At 64.5% G+C, this 15305-nt stretch carries 10 protein-coding genes; 4 read left to right on the top strand and 6 right to left on the bottom strand.

What is annotated here, in order from left to right:
- Nucleotides 1-172 precede the first annotated feature (172 nt).
- From G6R19_RS16175 to G6R19_RS16160, 4 genes are read right to left on the bottom strand one after another with little or no spacing between them, the layout of a single operon-like run.
- Nucleotides 173-1294: a M24 family metallopeptidase gene (locus tag G6R19_RS16175; RefSeq protein WP_240341922.1), complete on the bottom strand. Its 1122-nt coding sequence runs from the start codon at nt 1292-1294 to the stop codon at nt 173-175.
- A gap of 53 nt (nt 1295-1347) precedes the next feature.
- Nucleotides 1348-3450, bottom strand: a complete 2103-nt coding sequence (locus tag G6R19_RS16170; RefSeq protein ID WP_163166806.1) for a DUF6807 family protein — start codon at nt 3448-3450, stop codon at nt 1348-1350.
- Nucleotides 3450-4673 carry an acetylxylan esterase gene (locus G6R19_RS16165; RefSeq protein WP_240341918.1) on the bottom strand — a complete coding sequence of 408 codons (1224 nt, stop codon included), beginning with the start codon at nt 4671-4673 and terminating at the stop codon, nt 3450-3452. Before G6R19_RS16165 ends, G6R19_RS16170 begins: the two co-directional genes overlap by 1 nt.
- A gap of 49 nt (nt 4674-4722) precedes the next feature.
- On the bottom strand, nt 4723-6018 hold the full coding sequence (locus G6R19_RS16160; protein WP_163166802.1) for a sugar ABC transporter substrate-binding protein: 1296 nt from the start codon (nt 6016-6018) through the stop codon (nt 4723-4725).
- Nucleotides 6019-6374: 356 nt separating this feature from the next.
- Here G6R19_RS16160 and G6R19_RS16155 point away from each other — a divergent pair, with 356 nt between their 5' ends.
- From G6R19_RS16155 to G6R19_RS16145, 3 genes are all read left to right on the top strand, one after another.
- On the top strand, nt 6375-7319 hold the full coding sequence (locus G6R19_RS16155; RefSeq protein WP_163166800.1) for a sugar ABC transporter permease: 945 nt from the start codon (nt 6375-6377) through the stop codon (nt 7317-7319).
- Entirely contained in the window at nt 7309-8250 is a 942-nt protein-coding gene (locus tag G6R19_RS16150; protein WP_163166798.1) for a carbohydrate ABC transporter permease, read from the top strand. Before G6R19_RS16155 ends, G6R19_RS16150 begins: the two co-directional genes overlap by 11 nt.
- 252 nt (nt 8251-8502) lie before the next feature.
- A complete protein-coding gene (locus tag G6R19_RS16145; protein ID WP_163166796.1) occupies nt 8503-9861 on the top strand; it encodes an extracellular solute-binding protein in 1359 nt (452 codons plus the stop codon).
- 205 nt (nt 9862-10066) lie between these two features.
- On the opposite strand, the gene G6R19_RS16140 is transcribed toward G6R19_RS16145, so the two are convergent.
- Nucleotides 10067-11449: a DUF222 domain-containing protein gene (locus G6R19_RS16140; protein ID WP_163166794.1), complete on the bottom strand. Its 1383-nt coding sequence runs from the start codon at nt 11447-11449 to the stop codon at nt 10067-10069.
- Nucleotides 11450-11785: 336 nt separating this feature from the next.
- Entirely contained in the window at nt 11786-13801 is a 2016-nt protein-coding gene (locus tag G6R19_RS16135; RefSeq protein ID WP_163166792.1) for a beta-galactosidase, read from the bottom strand.
- Nucleotides 13802-13978: 177 nt separating this feature from the next.
- On the opposite strand from G6R19_RS16135, the gene G6R19_RS16130 reads away from it, so the two are divergent.
- Entirely contained in the window at nt 13979-15271 is a 1293-nt protein-coding gene (locus G6R19_RS16130) for an ABC transporter substrate-binding protein (protein WP_163166790.1), read from the top strand.
- The last annotated feature ends 34 nt before the right edge of the window (nt 15272-15305 follow it).

The following is a 15305-nucleotide window of genomic DNA, read 5'->3' as shown; positions in this document are numbered from 1 at the left end:
CTTGATGTTGGTTTAACCGAAACGCTCTCTCAGTTGATGTTGGTATAACCGAAACGCTCTCTCAGTTGGTGTGCCGATACCACGGCTACAACTGAGAGAGCGTTTCGCTTTTTACCGCAGAAACTGAGAGAGCGTTTGGCGTTTTGGCGCATTAAGTGAGAGAGCGTTGTGGCTAGAGCTGGAGGGTGGCGGGCCGCTCGAGCCCGTTCACGGTGGTCGTTGGCCAGCGCGGGTCGACCGTGAGGACCTGCAGGCCGGATTCGGTGAGCTGGACAGTGTCCTCGATCTTGACGCCGGGCCCGGACGGGTTCCAGGTGAAGGCCTGGTTCAGGACCACCGTGTCCGTCGCCGCTGCGGTGACCCGGGGGTCGCGTCCCGCGTAGCCGGCGGGCCCGCCCTGATGGTGCAGTTCCCATTGCTCGGCGCCGAAACCGTGCCGTGCGTAGGCGGCCTGGATCTCGGCAAAGATCCGGTCCAGCCGGGCGCCGGGAACCGTGGCGTCGAAGATGTCGGCTTCCACTGCGGCGATGCGGGCCTCGGCGTCGCGCTCTTCCGGGGTGCCGGCGTCGAATCTTACCCAGCGGGTGATGTTGGCCACCAGGCCGTCCCTCCGGGCGCACACCACAGTCATCGCGCGCCGGCCCAGGGGCGCGTGGGTGGCCAGCGGGTGCCGGAAATCGCTTCGGCTGCTGCCGTTGCACAGGAGGACCAGCGGCTCGGCACCGGCGGCTACAACCCGGGCGGCCAGCGCGGATACCAGCTCAAACTCGGTGGTTTCCGGACGTGCGGCTGAGAGCACGTCGGTCATGATGGCAGCGACGTCGGCGCTGAGGCGGGCATACCGGGCGCTTTCAGCCGGGAGCAGCTGCTGGCGTGCGGCGCGCAACTCGGCGGCTACGGCTGCTTCGGCCAGCGGTGCGGCCTTCCCGGCGGTGCCGACGGCGGCTGCTACCTCGTGCAGGTTGCCGTACCAGGGCACCGAGTGGAGAGTGACGCCGGAGGGCAGTTCCTCGGCAGCGATGCGGCCGGCTTCGTTGTTGAAGGTGACCAGGTGGTCGCCGCCGCGGTCCACGAGGACGGCTGCGATGGGATCGCCGGCCAGGCTGATGTGCACCCGGCTGCCGTCCAGATACCAGGTCAGTGCCGTGTGGGTGGTGAGCAGCAGGGAATTCTGGCCCTTGGCGTCGAGGATGTCGATGACACGGCTCCGCTTGACCGCGCGGTCCTCGGCGGAGGCTGGTGCCACCCGGACGGCAGGAGCCGCGGCGGGTCCTGATGGCGTCGCGTCCAGCATCGCGGTGCCGGTCCCTCTGCCCGCAAGCGGTGTGGTGTCTGCTGTGGTCTGGCTCATGAACGGTTCCCCTGCCGGTTGATCAATGCTTCGATGTCTGCTGTGCCCAGGATGCCGTCGGCCACAAAAACGGTGATGCTGCGTTGGACGGAAGTGCCCGGTTCTGCGATCACCGGGGTGTCCCAGGCGAGTGACTGGCCCACGCCCGGGTAACCGTCCACCCGGACGAACCAGGGGTCGGTGGAACCTTCCGCCGCCACGAAAACAAGGGTGGCGCTGCCGTGTGGCATACCGCCGTCGGCAGTCCCGCCGTCGAACGTTCCTGCCTCGAATTTCCCCGCCCAGGCGAGCCACGGCGTTACCGAGCCGTGCACCTCTGATTCGCCGGCGCCGGCGGGTGTCCAGACGGCGGCACTGAGGCAGGCCGGCAGCCTCCAGAAGAACCCGCCGTAGCCACCTTCGTGGCGGCCGTTGGATCCGGGGCTGCCGAGGCTGACCGGCTGGTTCCCGGCAGGGGAGAGGGCGAAGTCCAGGGACAGCTGCCAGGCGGAGGAACTGACGCCGGACCAGGTCCAGCGACGGTCCTCAACCAGGACGGGGGCGCCGTCGGGCCCGTTCCAGGTCAGGGTCTCCTGCAGCCGGCCGTCGTGGCCACGGGACGTGGCGGCCGTTTCTTCAATGAGAGTTGCTGTGCTGCTGATGCTGCCGTGGTCCGGGCGCCAGACGTATTGTCCGGCTTCGCGCGTGTAAGTACGCCCGCCCCAGAAATTGATGCCGTCCACGTCCTGCAGGGCCACGCCGACGCCGAGGTGCCACACGTGGTCCAGCGGCTGGTGGTCCGTCACCACGGTGCCTTGAAGGGTACGTACCGGGTGCAGGTAAGGCCGTGGCGACGAGACAGCTCGGATCCGGCTGCCGTCCTGGTACTCGGCGATGGCCTGGCCGTCCAGCGTCAAAGCGCGGACCGGCGGTAGGGCCCGCGCCCACGGCACTCCCAGCTCGGCAAAGGTGGCCTGCGCCTTGATGGCGCGCTCGATCAAGGTGCCGATACCGTGAACAACCGGATGGGCGTCGTCCCCCTCGCCTTCCCACGTGATGGCGTCTGCGGGGATGGCCTGGGGTGCCGGGGCTGTTCGGATGGCCTCCAGCACAGTAGTGAAAGCGCCGGTGTCTGGCAGGGAACACAGCAGCGGGGCACCCGTCGAGCGGGCATCCAACAGGTTCTCGAGCAGGTCGGTGCGGCCGAATTCCTCGCGGCGCTCGCCGTCGGCGGTGCTGATGACCACCTCGTCCTGGGTGTAGTAGAGGGTGATCTCGCCGCGGGTTCCGTGCACGGTCACGGACGGATCCTGCTGCTCGGGCGCGCACAGCGTCAGCCCGCAAAGCAGCGTGGTCCCGCCGGTGGTGCGGACGCGGATGATGGACGTGTCATCGCTCTGGGTGTCGTGTGCCCGGTAAAGGTCCGTCTCCACTGTTTCCACGTCCGCGAGTGTGTGTGCTCCCGCCATATGGAGTGCGGTGGCCACGGCGTGGGCGAGGGCGTTGGTTGCCACACCGTCCACCACGTCGATGCCGTCCAGGCTGCGCTTCCCGGCCCAGCGCGAACGCTTGAAGTAGGCCTTGTTCCGCACCCACTGCCCTTTCGCGCTCAGGCCGAGGATGTCACCAATCCCGCCAGCTTCCACCAAACGGCGAATGGCGGGCAATGCGTGGGAACCCAAGCTCTGGAAGCCCACCTGGACCAGCCGTCCGGCGGTTTCAGCGGCTGCCAACACCTCCTGGAACTGGGCGAGGGACGCCACGGGCGGCTTCTCCACATAGACATCCTTGCCCGCTGCCAACGCCGCGAGGGCCAAGGGGGCATGCGTCTGGATGGGGGTGGCAAGGATTACGACGTCGACCCCCGGATCCGCTGCCAGCAGCTGTCCCAGGTCATCGAAGACGGCTACCGACTCTGCCAGCCGTCCTTCTGCGGGAGGATTGGGGTCCGCGACGGCGACCAGTTCCAGGGCCCCGGCTTCCTCGAGCCGGGCGAGGTTGGCCAGGTGGCGTTCGCCGAATCCGTGGACGCCCACCAGGGCTATCCGCGGAACCGCTGCCGGGTCAGTTGCCGGCGCCGTGTGGGTGCTGTTCTCCGCGGTGGCGGATTGTTGAGTCATCAGGAAGTTCCTCGCGGGCTGAAGGTGGTTAGGACGTCGGGTGTGGCCGCGGCAGCCGGGCCGGATGTGTCCGGCTGCGTGGCGTGAAGCGTGGAAGACAGGAAGTGGAGGGCTTCCTCCTGCATCTGGGCTGTAAAAACATGGCCGCCCGGCCAGAAGCTTCCGGTGTAGCTCCCCGGGCGGTGCAGTGACTCCAGTATGCGGTGGGCCTCACGCATGCCGTCTTCGGGGAAAAGCTCATCTGCCAGCGCGTATTGCACCAGCAGGTGGCCCGCGCCTGATCTTGCCGTGAGCGCAGGCCAGTCACCCAGCCGCCACAGGCCGGGAGTCTGCAGCAGCCAGGAATGCGCGTCCAGGTGGGCGGGAAGAAGCGACTGGAAAGTGGTCATCATGCACGTCACCACGTAGCTGCGGATCCGCGGACTCAGGGCGGCAAGGGCAACGGAGCGGCCACCGCCGCCGGAGAAGCCGATGCAGCCCAGGCGGTCCTGGTCCACGTCCGGCAGTCCGGCCAGAATCTCCAGGGCGGCCAGGTCGTCGTGGGCCACCATGCCGGCGAGGCTGGTGCCCAGCAGGCCGGCGGTCTTGGCCACGGTTTCCTCGTGGAAAGCGGCGGCGGCGTTGTATTCATCAGCTTCGGAAGGCACGACGCCGGCCTGCCGCCACTGCGCCTGCCGCGCCTCCAGTGCCGAGGCCGTCCGCCACGGCGGAACGGCGAGGTCAAAGCGGCGGCTGCCCCAGGCGAACGTGTCGTGGGCGAGGACAGCGAAGCCCCGGCGCGCAACCTCGGTGGCAAGCGCCCGGCCGTCGTAGTGGCCTGCCCGCGCGTTTTCCGCCGAGGGATGTGATTCCGGGAGTTCCACCAGCCGGTCCGCCCCGCCGAACTTGTTTCCCCCATGGCAGTGCAGGGCAAGGACTCCCGGCAGGGGGCCGGAAACCCCGGCCGGCCGGACCAGCCAGCCAGTGGTGCGCGGGCCGAAACCCAACTGCCAGCTGAGCTGGGAGGTTGTGACGCCGTCGTACGTTTCCGCCCAGTGGACCGTTACCTTCGGCTGCTGCGGCGAGCCCGGTACCCCAAGCGCGTCCGCGAGTTCCTGCGACGCCGGGGCGGCGGCCTGGTACCTGGGGTGTTGCTGAACATAGGCAGGCCAGTCGCCGTAGCCGGCTATCGCGCTGGGCCGTGGTGGCCGGGCTTCGTAGGTCAGTTCGGCATCGGGGCTCACTGGCCTGCCTCCTGTTCTGATGTTGCGGTGCGGAATTGTCCGTGCCGGGTTAGCCCAGGTTCGAGTTGACCTCTTGGATAAAGGCCTTGGCAGCGTCCCGCGGTGAGGTCTTTCCGAACAGTACATCCGTGTTGAGCCGGTTAATGACCTCCATGGTGGCCGACGAACCGGCGGGGAAGGGCAGCGGCGGCTCGATCTTCAGCTCGGCGATCCGGTCCAGGTATTCCGCTTCCTTCTGCTGGGATTCCTTGAGGAGAGGCGTGATGGCGGCCTTGAGTTCGGTGTTGGCAGGCATGCCGCGGTCGCTCTTGATCTTGGTGGCCGCGTCCACGTTGTTCACCAGGTAGTTGATGAACATGGCTGCTTCCTTGGGGTGCGCCGACTTCGAAGAGATGGCATATTCCATGGAGGACCGCAGCCACGTGCCCGGCTGCTTGCTCTCGTTCGGGAGCTTCATCATCACCAGCGGTGAGCCTGAGTACGAGTTCATCTGGTTGCTCCAGGAGATCTTCATGCCCTGCTTGCCCTGGCCCATCAGCGTCAACTCGGGCTGGGCAGAGTTGTCCTCCACAGTCTGGGAGGCCGAGGGTGCGGCGCCGGTTTCCATCAGCTTCTTGTTCATCTCGAACCACTCGGTAGCGGTGTCCTCGCTGATGCCCAGCTTCTTGCCGTCATCCCTGTAGAGGTCCTCGCCGTGCTGGCGTGCCCATACCGCAAGGAACGAGTCGTTGGTCATAGGCGTGGTACCGAAGGTTCCGGCCGGAGACTTCTTGGTAATCTCTGCGGCGATTTCGGCGTAGTCGTCCCAAGTCCAGGTCTCATCGTCGGGCAGCTCGACTCCGGCAGCCTCGAAGACTTTCGGGTCGACCACCATGGACATGGAGTTGACGCCAGCGGTGATGGTGTACTGCTTGCCGTCGATCTTGCCCAGGTCCACAGTGCCCTCTGCGAACTTTGACGTATCGATCTGGTCCTTGACCTTGTCCAGGTCCAGCAGCACGCCCCGGCTCGCATATTCGCTGGGATAGGCGCCGCTCATGGCGAAGACGTCCGGGGTGGTGCCGCCTGCGATCTGGGTGGCCATCTTGTCCCAGTAGGAACTGAATTCCGTGTTCTCGCCCTGCACCTTGATGGTGGGGTTCGCCGCTTCGAAGTCCTTGATGACTTCCAAGGTGGTCTTGGCGCGGGAATCGTTGCCCCACCAGGCGAAGCGGATGGTGACGGGGTCTTCAACAGTCCCCACCTTGCTGGCTTCCGGACTGCTGCCGCAGCCTGTGAGAACCAGTGCCAGCGCTGCTGATGCGCCGGCGACTGCCTTGGACGACTTTTTGAGACTAAACCGCATTGTCCTGCCCCTTGGTTGATGATTTCCGGTGAAGTGACGCCGACTACAGAAAGCGTTTTCTCAAAAACTAACAAAGGGCTATACAAGAGTCAAGAAACCGTTTACTTTGGTACGGAGCCGCTTTTGAATCCGACCACCGCCAGGTGGCGCAACGGATGATCGCCACTCCTGGTCCGCTTCTTTTAGGAAGTGCGGCCGAGGGCGGTGGGCGTCCGTACTCGCTCCGGCGATACCAAATACGTGGAGGCCACGATGACCAAAGGAGACCACATGGCCGCTAAAGACATACCCAGGGCACCGCGCCCGGCTGGAATGCCGGCTGCAGCGGGCCCGCTGCACGGAACGGGGTTGCCGCAGTGAGCGCCATCAGCGAACTCAGCTCGATTTCCCGGAAGAAGGGCAAAGCGACCCCGGAAGAGAAGAAGGCGAACAGCCGCGACAATAAGGCCGCCTATATCTTCCTGCTGCCGTGGCTGGTAGGCCTCATCGCCATCACCATCGGCCCCATGCTGATGTCCCTCTACCTGTCCTTCACGGACTACAACCTCCTCCAGCCTCCGGAATGGGTCGGTTTGGAGAACTTCACCCGGATGCTCACGGACGCCCGGCTGCACAACTCCCTCGGCGTGACCTTCACCTACGTGTTCATCGGTGTCCCGCTCCAACTGGCCGTGGCGCTCCTGATCGCCCTTGTCCTTGACAAGGGCATGCGCGGGCTGCCGTTCTACCGCTCGGTGTTCTACCTGCCGTCCCTGCTGGGCGGATCTGTGGCCGTTGCCATCCTCTGGAAGCAGATCTTCGGCACTACCGGCCTGGTGAACCAGGTCCTTGCGATGTTTGGTATCCAGGGACCGGGCTGGATCTCGGATCCCAGCACGGCCCTTGGTTCCATCATCCTGCTGCACGTGTGGACCTTCGGCGCCCCGATGATCATCTTCCTGGCAGGCCTGCGGCAGATCCCCACCATGTACTACGAGGCCGCAAAGGTTGACGGCGCCACCACCCTCCAGCAGTTCTGGCGGATCACCATGCCGATGCTGAGCCCCATCATCTTCTTCAACCTGGTGCTCCAGATCATCGGTTCGTTCCAGTCGTTCACCCAGGCGTTCATCGTCTCCGGCGGTAACGGCGGGCCCTCGGACTCCACCATGTTCTTCACCCTCTACCTCTACCAAAAGGGATTCGGCCAGTTCGACATGGGCTACGCGTCCGCCATGGCCTGGCTCCTCCTGGTGATCATCGGCATCTTCACCGCCATCAACTTCATCGCTTCTAAGTATTGGGTTTTCTATGACGACTAAGCTTGAGACGCTGCCCACCCCGGAGACTGCCGGCGCGGGCAAGCCTACGAACCGCCGCAAGCCCAAAGTCAGGGAGTCCCGGGGCACCCTGGCCTTCAGCAAGGCGCAGCGCAGCAAAGCGCTGATGAAACACGCCATCCTCATCCTTGCCGGCGGGCTTATGATTTACCCGCTGCTGTGGATGGTGGTGTCATCGCTGCGGCCCAACGAGCTGATCTTCCGCGAGCCCGGCCTGTGGCTGAACAGCCTGGAGATGAGCAACTACACGTCCGGTTGGTCCGCGCTGACCCACCCCTTCGGGCACTACATGATCAACTCGGCGATTGTGGTGATCGGATCCATCCTGGGCAACCTGATCTCGTGCTCGATGGCCGCGTACGCCTTCGCCCGGCTGCAGTTCACGGCCAAGAAGCTGCTGTTCGGCATTATGCTGCTGACCATCATGCTTCCGTTCCACGTGGTGATTGTCCCGCAGTACATCCTGTTCTCGCAGATCGGCTGGGTGAACACGTTCTGGCCGCTGATCGTGCCCAAGCTGCTGGCAACGGAAGCGTTCTTCGTCTTCCTGATGGTGCAGTTCATCCGGGGCATTCCCCGCGAACTGGATGAGGCCGCCAGGATCGACGGCGCCGGCCACCCGCGCATCTTCCTGCGGCTCATCCTGCCGCTGATGGTGCCGGCACTGGCCACCACCACCATCTTCACCTTCATCTGGACCTGGAACGACTTCTTCGGCGCCCTGATCTACCTGACGGACCCCGATATGTTCACGGTTCCGGTGGCACTGCGGGCCTTCGTGGATTCGCAGTCGGCCACGAGCTGGGGATCACTGTTCGCGATGTCCATCGTGTCCCTGCTGCCCGTCTTCCTGGTGTTCCTCTTTGGCCAGCGGTTCCTCATCAAGGGCATCGCCACCACCGGTATCAAGTAGTCCCTGCCGACCAGCAGCGCGGCAGTTGCCGCTGATGCTACGGCGCTTTGCGAAACGGCCCGTCCGATGGCGGGCCGTTTCTGCCGTTATAAAACAGTCATAAAAAACATCTTGTAATACAAGTTGAGCACTTGTAGCATTAGGTACAGAAAGCGGTTTCCCGTTTTCCCCTCCTGCTCCTGGTTCCATCCCCAACCCAATCCCCAGCACCTGATCAACCAGCACCATGATCAAAGAAGATCGGAGTATCCAGTGCCGCTATTTTCCCGCCCTGCGTCTGCTGCCAAGCAATCGGCAGAGACACCCACCACGGGCTCACGCCGCCCGCTACGCAAGACAGGCCTGGTAGCAGCTGCTGCCGCCGTCGTCATGGCCCTTAGTGCCTGTGGCGGAGGAGCTGCTTCGGAGAGCGCTGATGGTCCCGTCGAACTGCGTTTCTCCTGGTGGGGTGGCGACAAGCGGGCCCAGCTGACGCAGGAAGCCATCAAGCAGTTCGAGGCTGAAAACCCCAACATCAAGATCAAGCCCGAATTTGGTGACTGGAGCGGCTACTGGGACAAGCTGGCCACCCAGGTCGCGGCCAACGATGCACCGGACATCATCCAGATGGACGAAAAGTACATCACTGAATACTCCAGCCGCGGCGCCCTTCTGGACCTGTCGAAGTACGAGATCGATACCTCCAAGCTCGACGAAGCGGCACTCAACGCCGGCAAGAGCGAGGACGGCCTGACCGGCATTGCGGCCGGTATCAACGCCGCAACCATCCTGGCCAACCCCAAAGTCTTCGAAGCCGCTGGAGTGCCGCTGCCCGACGACTCCACGTGGACCTGGCAGGACTTCGAACGGATTGCCACCGAAATCACCGCCAAGTCTCCCCAGGGCACCTACGGTGCCGCAGCCTACGGAACCGATGAGGCTTCACTGGGCGTCTGGCTCCGCCAGAACGGCAAGTCCCTGTACACCTCCGACGGCAAGTTGGGCTTTGAGCCGAGCGACATCGCCGACTGGTGGGCGTTCCTGAAGCAGCTCAGCGAGAAGAAGGCAGTTCCGTCCGCTTCCGAGGTCGTAGAAGCTGAGGCCGCACCGCTGGACCAGAGCGGACTCGCCACCGGCAAGAACGGCATGGCCTTCTGGTGGTCCAACCAGGCTCCTGCCCTGGAAAAGGCATCCGGCGGTGACCTGAAGATCCTGCGGTTCCCCACCAAGACCGGAAAGGCCGATGACGCCGGACTCTGGTACAAGGCTTCGCAGTTCTGGTCTGCCTCCTCACGCACCAAGCACCCTGAGGAAACCGCCAAGTTCATCGACTTCCTGGCCAACGACGTCAAGGCCGGCGAAACACTCCTGGCCGACCGTGGTGTCTACCCGAACTCCGACGTCCGGGCAGCCATCGAACCCAAGCTGACCCCGGCCGACGTCAAGGTGGTCAAGTTCATCGACCAGATCAAGGATGAGCTGGGCGAGGCTCCGGCACCTCCGCCGAAGGGCGCCGGCTCCATCCAGGAAATCATCAAGCGCTACACCTCTGAGGTTCTCTTCGAGCGGCTGTCCACCGAAGAGGCTGGCAAGAAGGCACACGACGAGATGAAGTCCGCCATCAGCAGTTAGTCTTCACACCTAGTTTTCACACCGCCAACGAACACGGCTCTGGACACCTTGGGAGGACGCCTCCTCCGCCCATAGTGTCCGACGGCGGGTGGCAGCTCCGTCCCGGTGGGAACCATTGGTTCCTCCCGGGACGGAGCTGTTTAAGGAGTTGTTCGGGCCGTCACTGGTAAGCCACTACAAGCCGTGGGACCCAGGTGGGGTCTGTTTATTGGGCCCGGTCGCCCGACGGGATAAGGACCCGCCGCCGCTGGGGCCAAAGGTTGCGTGGTGCAACACGGCCGAGTACCTGCACCGAGTGCTTCGCGGCCATCGGTAATGCGGTTCCTGGCAGGGGTGGGGCAGTGGATCGGTAGGTATGGCCCGTGGGTGTGCGGAGTTCTACTGTGTGGCGGGGTCCCGGTACGGGTGTGGCTGTCCAGCCTGGTGCTTCTTTGGTGTGGTTGCAGGCTTCGCAGAGGCCTTGGCCGTTTCGGCTGGTGGTGGGGCCGTCGTTGTGCCAGGGGGTGATGTGGTCGTGGTGTCGGATGGGCGCGTCGCAGTATGGAGTGCGGCAGGTATCGTCCCGTACTTGAATGAACCTGCGGAGCCCCGGTGGGAAGAGCCGAGCCTTGGAATCCATCGCGACCAGTTCCCCGTCGGCCGGGGCGGTGTAGAGCCTGCGAAGCCAGACCTTGAACTCGGCACTCTCCGGGGTTGCTGCTGAAGGCGCCGCGGCGCCCGTGTTCCCAGAACCTGTTGCTCCCGTGCCCACTTTTTCAGCAACTGTTTCCCTGCCCGCAGGCTCTGGGCCAAACGCTGCCATGACCGCTTTTCTAGCCCAGCTGCCGGGGACGACGCCGTAGCCGGTGAGTCGGGCTGGTTCACTGTCGCCTTGGAAGAGGGTGCGGTCGGTCATCACCAGCTGGATCTCGACGCCGGTGATCCCGCCCGGGGTGCCGGTGAGGCGTTCGATGAGGGCGTCGGCCATGATCGCGCCCTTGGGACGTTCATCGCCGGAAGACTTAAGGGCGTCGGCGTGGCGGGTGAGGGCTGCATAGGCGGCGACGCCCTGCGCGACCGGAACCAGCGCGGTCAGGTAGGCCATGGTGTCGGGCGCAGGGCGCAGGCTGACGGTGCGCTCGGAGACGGCATGGGACGCCCGCTTCGCGACAGACTGAGGGTCGCGCCGGTACGCTGCGGCACGGACGGCGCCGGTGATGGCCCCGTCCCCGGCTCCGGTGAGCGTGCCGGTGTCGGCGGCGAGCTCTTCGTCCACGGCGGCCCGGTCCTCGGCGGACAGGCAGGCTGTTTCCTTCACGACCAGGGTGGCGCGCCACTCGTTCAGCTGCCCGGACTCAAGCGCTGCGAGGGTGCGGGGCATCTCGGTGACGAGGGCTTGCCCCAAGCCCAGCAGCCGGCCGCCCCGGGAGGGGGACTCGCGGCGGGCGAGGGCGATTTCCGCTCCCACCCCGGCACCGAGCTCATCAGCCGGGACACCCGCCGCGGCCTGTTCTTGTCTTCTCGCGAGGCTGTAGGCCACAGCAATCCGGGCCTGCTTAGCAGCGGCCGCCGCCTTCAGATCCTCCAATTCCCGCAACTGGTCAATCATTCCCGCACTATCACCAGCGACAGGAACAGAAGCCAGCGATTCAACGACGTCAGTAACAGAAGCGACAGGGCGGTTCTCCGCTGCGCCTGCGCTTGCCAACTCCTGAACCGCTTCCATGAATAAAGTCTTCCAGCAGGGTCTGACAAAAACTGCTGAGAAAAGCTGTATGTGGAAAACCTGGCGGCAGCAACGCGCCAGGCCACAAACAGCCAAGCGTTCCCGTGGTGCGGTGCCCAGCCGCAATAAGGAGCGACGGGGCGCCAAGGGAGGCGCCGCCGTCGTACGCACGCCAAGCCTTAGGGCGCCGTGCTGAAGCGGCGCCCCAATGAATGGAGGTCAGTCCTCCGCGACCACCACAACACCGCCGGCAGGCACAACCCCGTCGAACGGCTGGCCGGAGAGCAGATTAACGCCGGCGGCCTGGACAGCCCCGGACGTCCGCGAGTGGTTGATGGCAAACAGGAAGCTGCGGCCATCGGCAGAACGCCGGCGGACCACCTCCACGCCGGGATCCGCAACGGCTGCCGCGGCAACACCCGATTCGGCCAGCAACCGGTCCACAAGCGCCTCGATGCCGTCCCGATCCGGGAATGTGGCGAGGTACCACGCGGCCCCTTCGCCCACCGCCCGCCGGGTCAGGGACGGTACGCCCTCCAGCGGATACTCCGTAAAAGTCTGGACCGCTTCGGCACCCTCCAGGTGGACATGCTCGCTCCAGATGGAAGAGACACCGCCGTCGTTCAATTTCAGCTGCCCGCCCGCCAGCAGGGGATGGAACTCCTCCACGCGCACGCCCAGCACCTCCCGGAATGCACCCGGGTAGCCGCCCAGCCGCACGTGGTCCTTTTCGTCCACAATCCCACTGAAGTAGCTCACCAGCACTGTGGCACCGGCAGCGGCGGCAGCCGAAATATTGGCTGCAGCCTCATCGGTGACCGAGTATAGGGTGCACACCAGGACGAGATCGTAACCCTCAAGCGACGCCGACGGGTGCACCATATCCACGGACACCCCCCGCAGGAAAAGCGACCGGTGGAAGGCCCGCAGCAGGTCCAAGTACTTCACGTCCTGGCTGGGCTTGGAGTCGATTTCGCTCGCCCACCAGGCCTCGTAGTCGAACACAATAGCCACGCGTGATTCCACCCGCGAACCGCGCACCGGAGCCAGTCGCTTCAGGGCCGCGCCGAGGTCAACCACCTCGCGCCACACGCGCGTGTCCCGGCCGCCATGCGGCACCATCGCAGAGTGGAACTTCTCCGAGCCGGCGAAGCTCTGGCGCCACTGGAAAAACATCACCGCGTCAGCACCACGCGCCACGTGGGCCAGCGAGTTGCGCAGCATTTCACCGGGCATCTTGGGCTGGTTGCGCGGCTGCCAGTTGACGGCCGACGTCGAATGTTCCATCAGGATCCACGGGTCACCTCCCGCGATGCCCCGGGTAAGGTCTGCGCTGAACGCGAGTTCGATCTGCCGTTCGGGATCAGCCGCAACCAGGTAGTGGTCGTTGGCGATGACGTCCAAGTCCTTGGCCCAGTCGAAGTAGTCCATGGATTTCGTGGCGCTGGATGCCATCAGGTTGGTGGTGCACGGCACCCCCGGCGTGACCTCGCGCAGGACGGCGACAAGGTCCCGGTAGTAGTCCATCAGGGCCCAGGAGTTGAAGCGCTGGAAGTCCAGCTGCTGGCCCGGGTTCAACGTCGAAGGCGCGGCGCCTGGCGGCAGGATTTCCTCGAACGAGGCGTAGTTCTGGGACCAGAATGCCGTACCCCACGAGGCATTGAGGGCATCGATGCTCCCATACCGCCGCTCAAGCCAGAGCCGGAAGGCGGCGGCGTCTTCTTCACCATAAAACTCGGAGACGTGGCAGCCGAGTTCGTTGTCCACGTGCCAGAGTGCAAGGGCGGGATGGTCCTTGTAGCGCTCCGCCAGCACCCGCGTGATGCCGGTTGCGTAGCGGCGGTAAACGGCCGACGACGGCGTGTAGTGCCGCCGTGAGCCCGGCCCCAGCACGGTTCCGTCCGCCGTGACGGGCAGGATTTCCGGATGCTTGCGTACCAGCCAGGCAGGGGGAGCGGCCGTTGCAGTGGCCAGGGCAACCTTGACTCCGATTCCCGCCAGGTTGTCCATCACCTCATCCAGCCAGCCGAAGTGGTACTTGCCCTCTTCCGGCTCCAGCAGCGCCCAGGAGAAGATGCCCACGCTGAGGAAGTTCACCCCCGCCTCCTGCATCAGCTCCAGGTCCTCCAGCCGGACGCTGACCGGCCACTGTTCGGGGTTGTAGTCGCCGCCGTAGGCAATACCTTCGATGTTGTTCCAGACGCTGGCCGGGCTGGAGGTTTCCTGCAAAGTCATGGGACTCCTTTGTCTGCTGGGAAGATGGAACTGGCTCGAAAATCAGATCTTTGGAAAACGCTTGCCCATTTCCGGGAATGCCGATATTGTATCGTTTCAGAAGCCGTGTAAGCCAGCTCACTACTCACGTTGTAGGGTGAGCGACTGGGATTGCACACATCGAGCAAGGAGGCTCTCATGATCAACAGAAGGCATTTCCTCACCACCGTAGCCGTCGGCACCGCATCTGCCGCCGCTCTGGCGGCCTGCGGAACAGGCTCCAGCACCAGCGCCGGAGAAACCGGCTCCGCCGAGAACCCCGTCACCATCAACTACACCTGGTGGGGCAACGATGACCGCGCCGAGCGTACCCGCAAGGCGATCGCCCTGTTCGAGTCGAAGAACCCGGACATCAAGGTCAACGGCAACTTCACCGACTTCGCCGGCTACTGGCAGAAGCGTGCCACCGAGGCAGCCGGCGGCGGCCTGCCGGACGTGATGCAGTGGGACCTCTCCTACCTGCGCGACTACGGCCAGCGCAACCAGCTCCTGGACCTGGGCACCGTGAACATCAACACCGACGCCTTTGACAAGTCCCTCCTGCCGTCAGGCCAGATCAGGGGCAAGACCTACGGCATCCCCACCAGCACCAACGCCTTCGCCGTCTACTACGATCCCGCCAAGCTGGCGTCCCTGGGGATCGCGGAGCCCACCGGGAAGTGGAGCTACAAAGAGTTCAACGACTTCCTGACCGAGGTTGGCACCAAGAGCAACAGTGCGATCTTCGGCTCCACCGACTACACCGGTGTTTGGTGGATGTTCAACATCTGGCTGCGCCAGAACAACATCGAGGCCTTCACCGAGGACGGCAAGCTCGGCTTCACCAAGGACGACATGAAGAAGTGGTGGAACACCACGGCGGGCCTGCGCGGCACGCCTGCCATCATTACCGAAGAGCGCGTCACCCAGCTCGCCCCGAAGTCTCCCTTCGGCTCGAACGTCACCGCCACCGAAGTCACGTGGGACAACTTCATGGCCGGCTACCTCGCGGACAGTGGTGCGAAGGAACTCAAGCTGGTGCCGCCGCCCTCGGATGACCCGGATAACCTTGGCCTGTTCCTGAAGCCGTCCATGCTGATGGTGGCCAGCGCCAAGACCAAGTTCAAGGACGCGGCTGCCCGCTTCATCGACTTCATGATCAACGACCCCGAGGTTGGCCAGATCTTCAAGACCTCCCGCGGTGTCCCGGCATCGAAGACCCAGCGCGACGGCACCACCTTCGAAGGCACCGACAAGCTGGTGGTGGACTACGAAAAGTCCATCGAGCAGTACCTCAAGGACGCTCCCGAGCCGCCCATCGTGGGCTTCGGTACCCTCGAGGCCTCCTTCAAGCGCGTCAGCTCGGACCTGAACTACGGCAAGCTGACCATCGACGGCGCAGCCGACGCATGGTTCAAGGAAGCCGAAGACCTCATCAAGCAGAACGCCTGAGCAGCATAGTGTCTGCCCGACGATCACAACTGAC

The organism is Arthrobacter sp. Alg241-R88, assembly GCF_900537115.1.
Lineage (GTDB): Bacteria > Actinomycetota > Actinomycetes > Actinomycetales > Micrococcaceae > Arthrobacter.
Note: the sequence above shows the minus strand (reverse complement) of the source record. Positions and strands in the feature narration are given on the sequence as shown.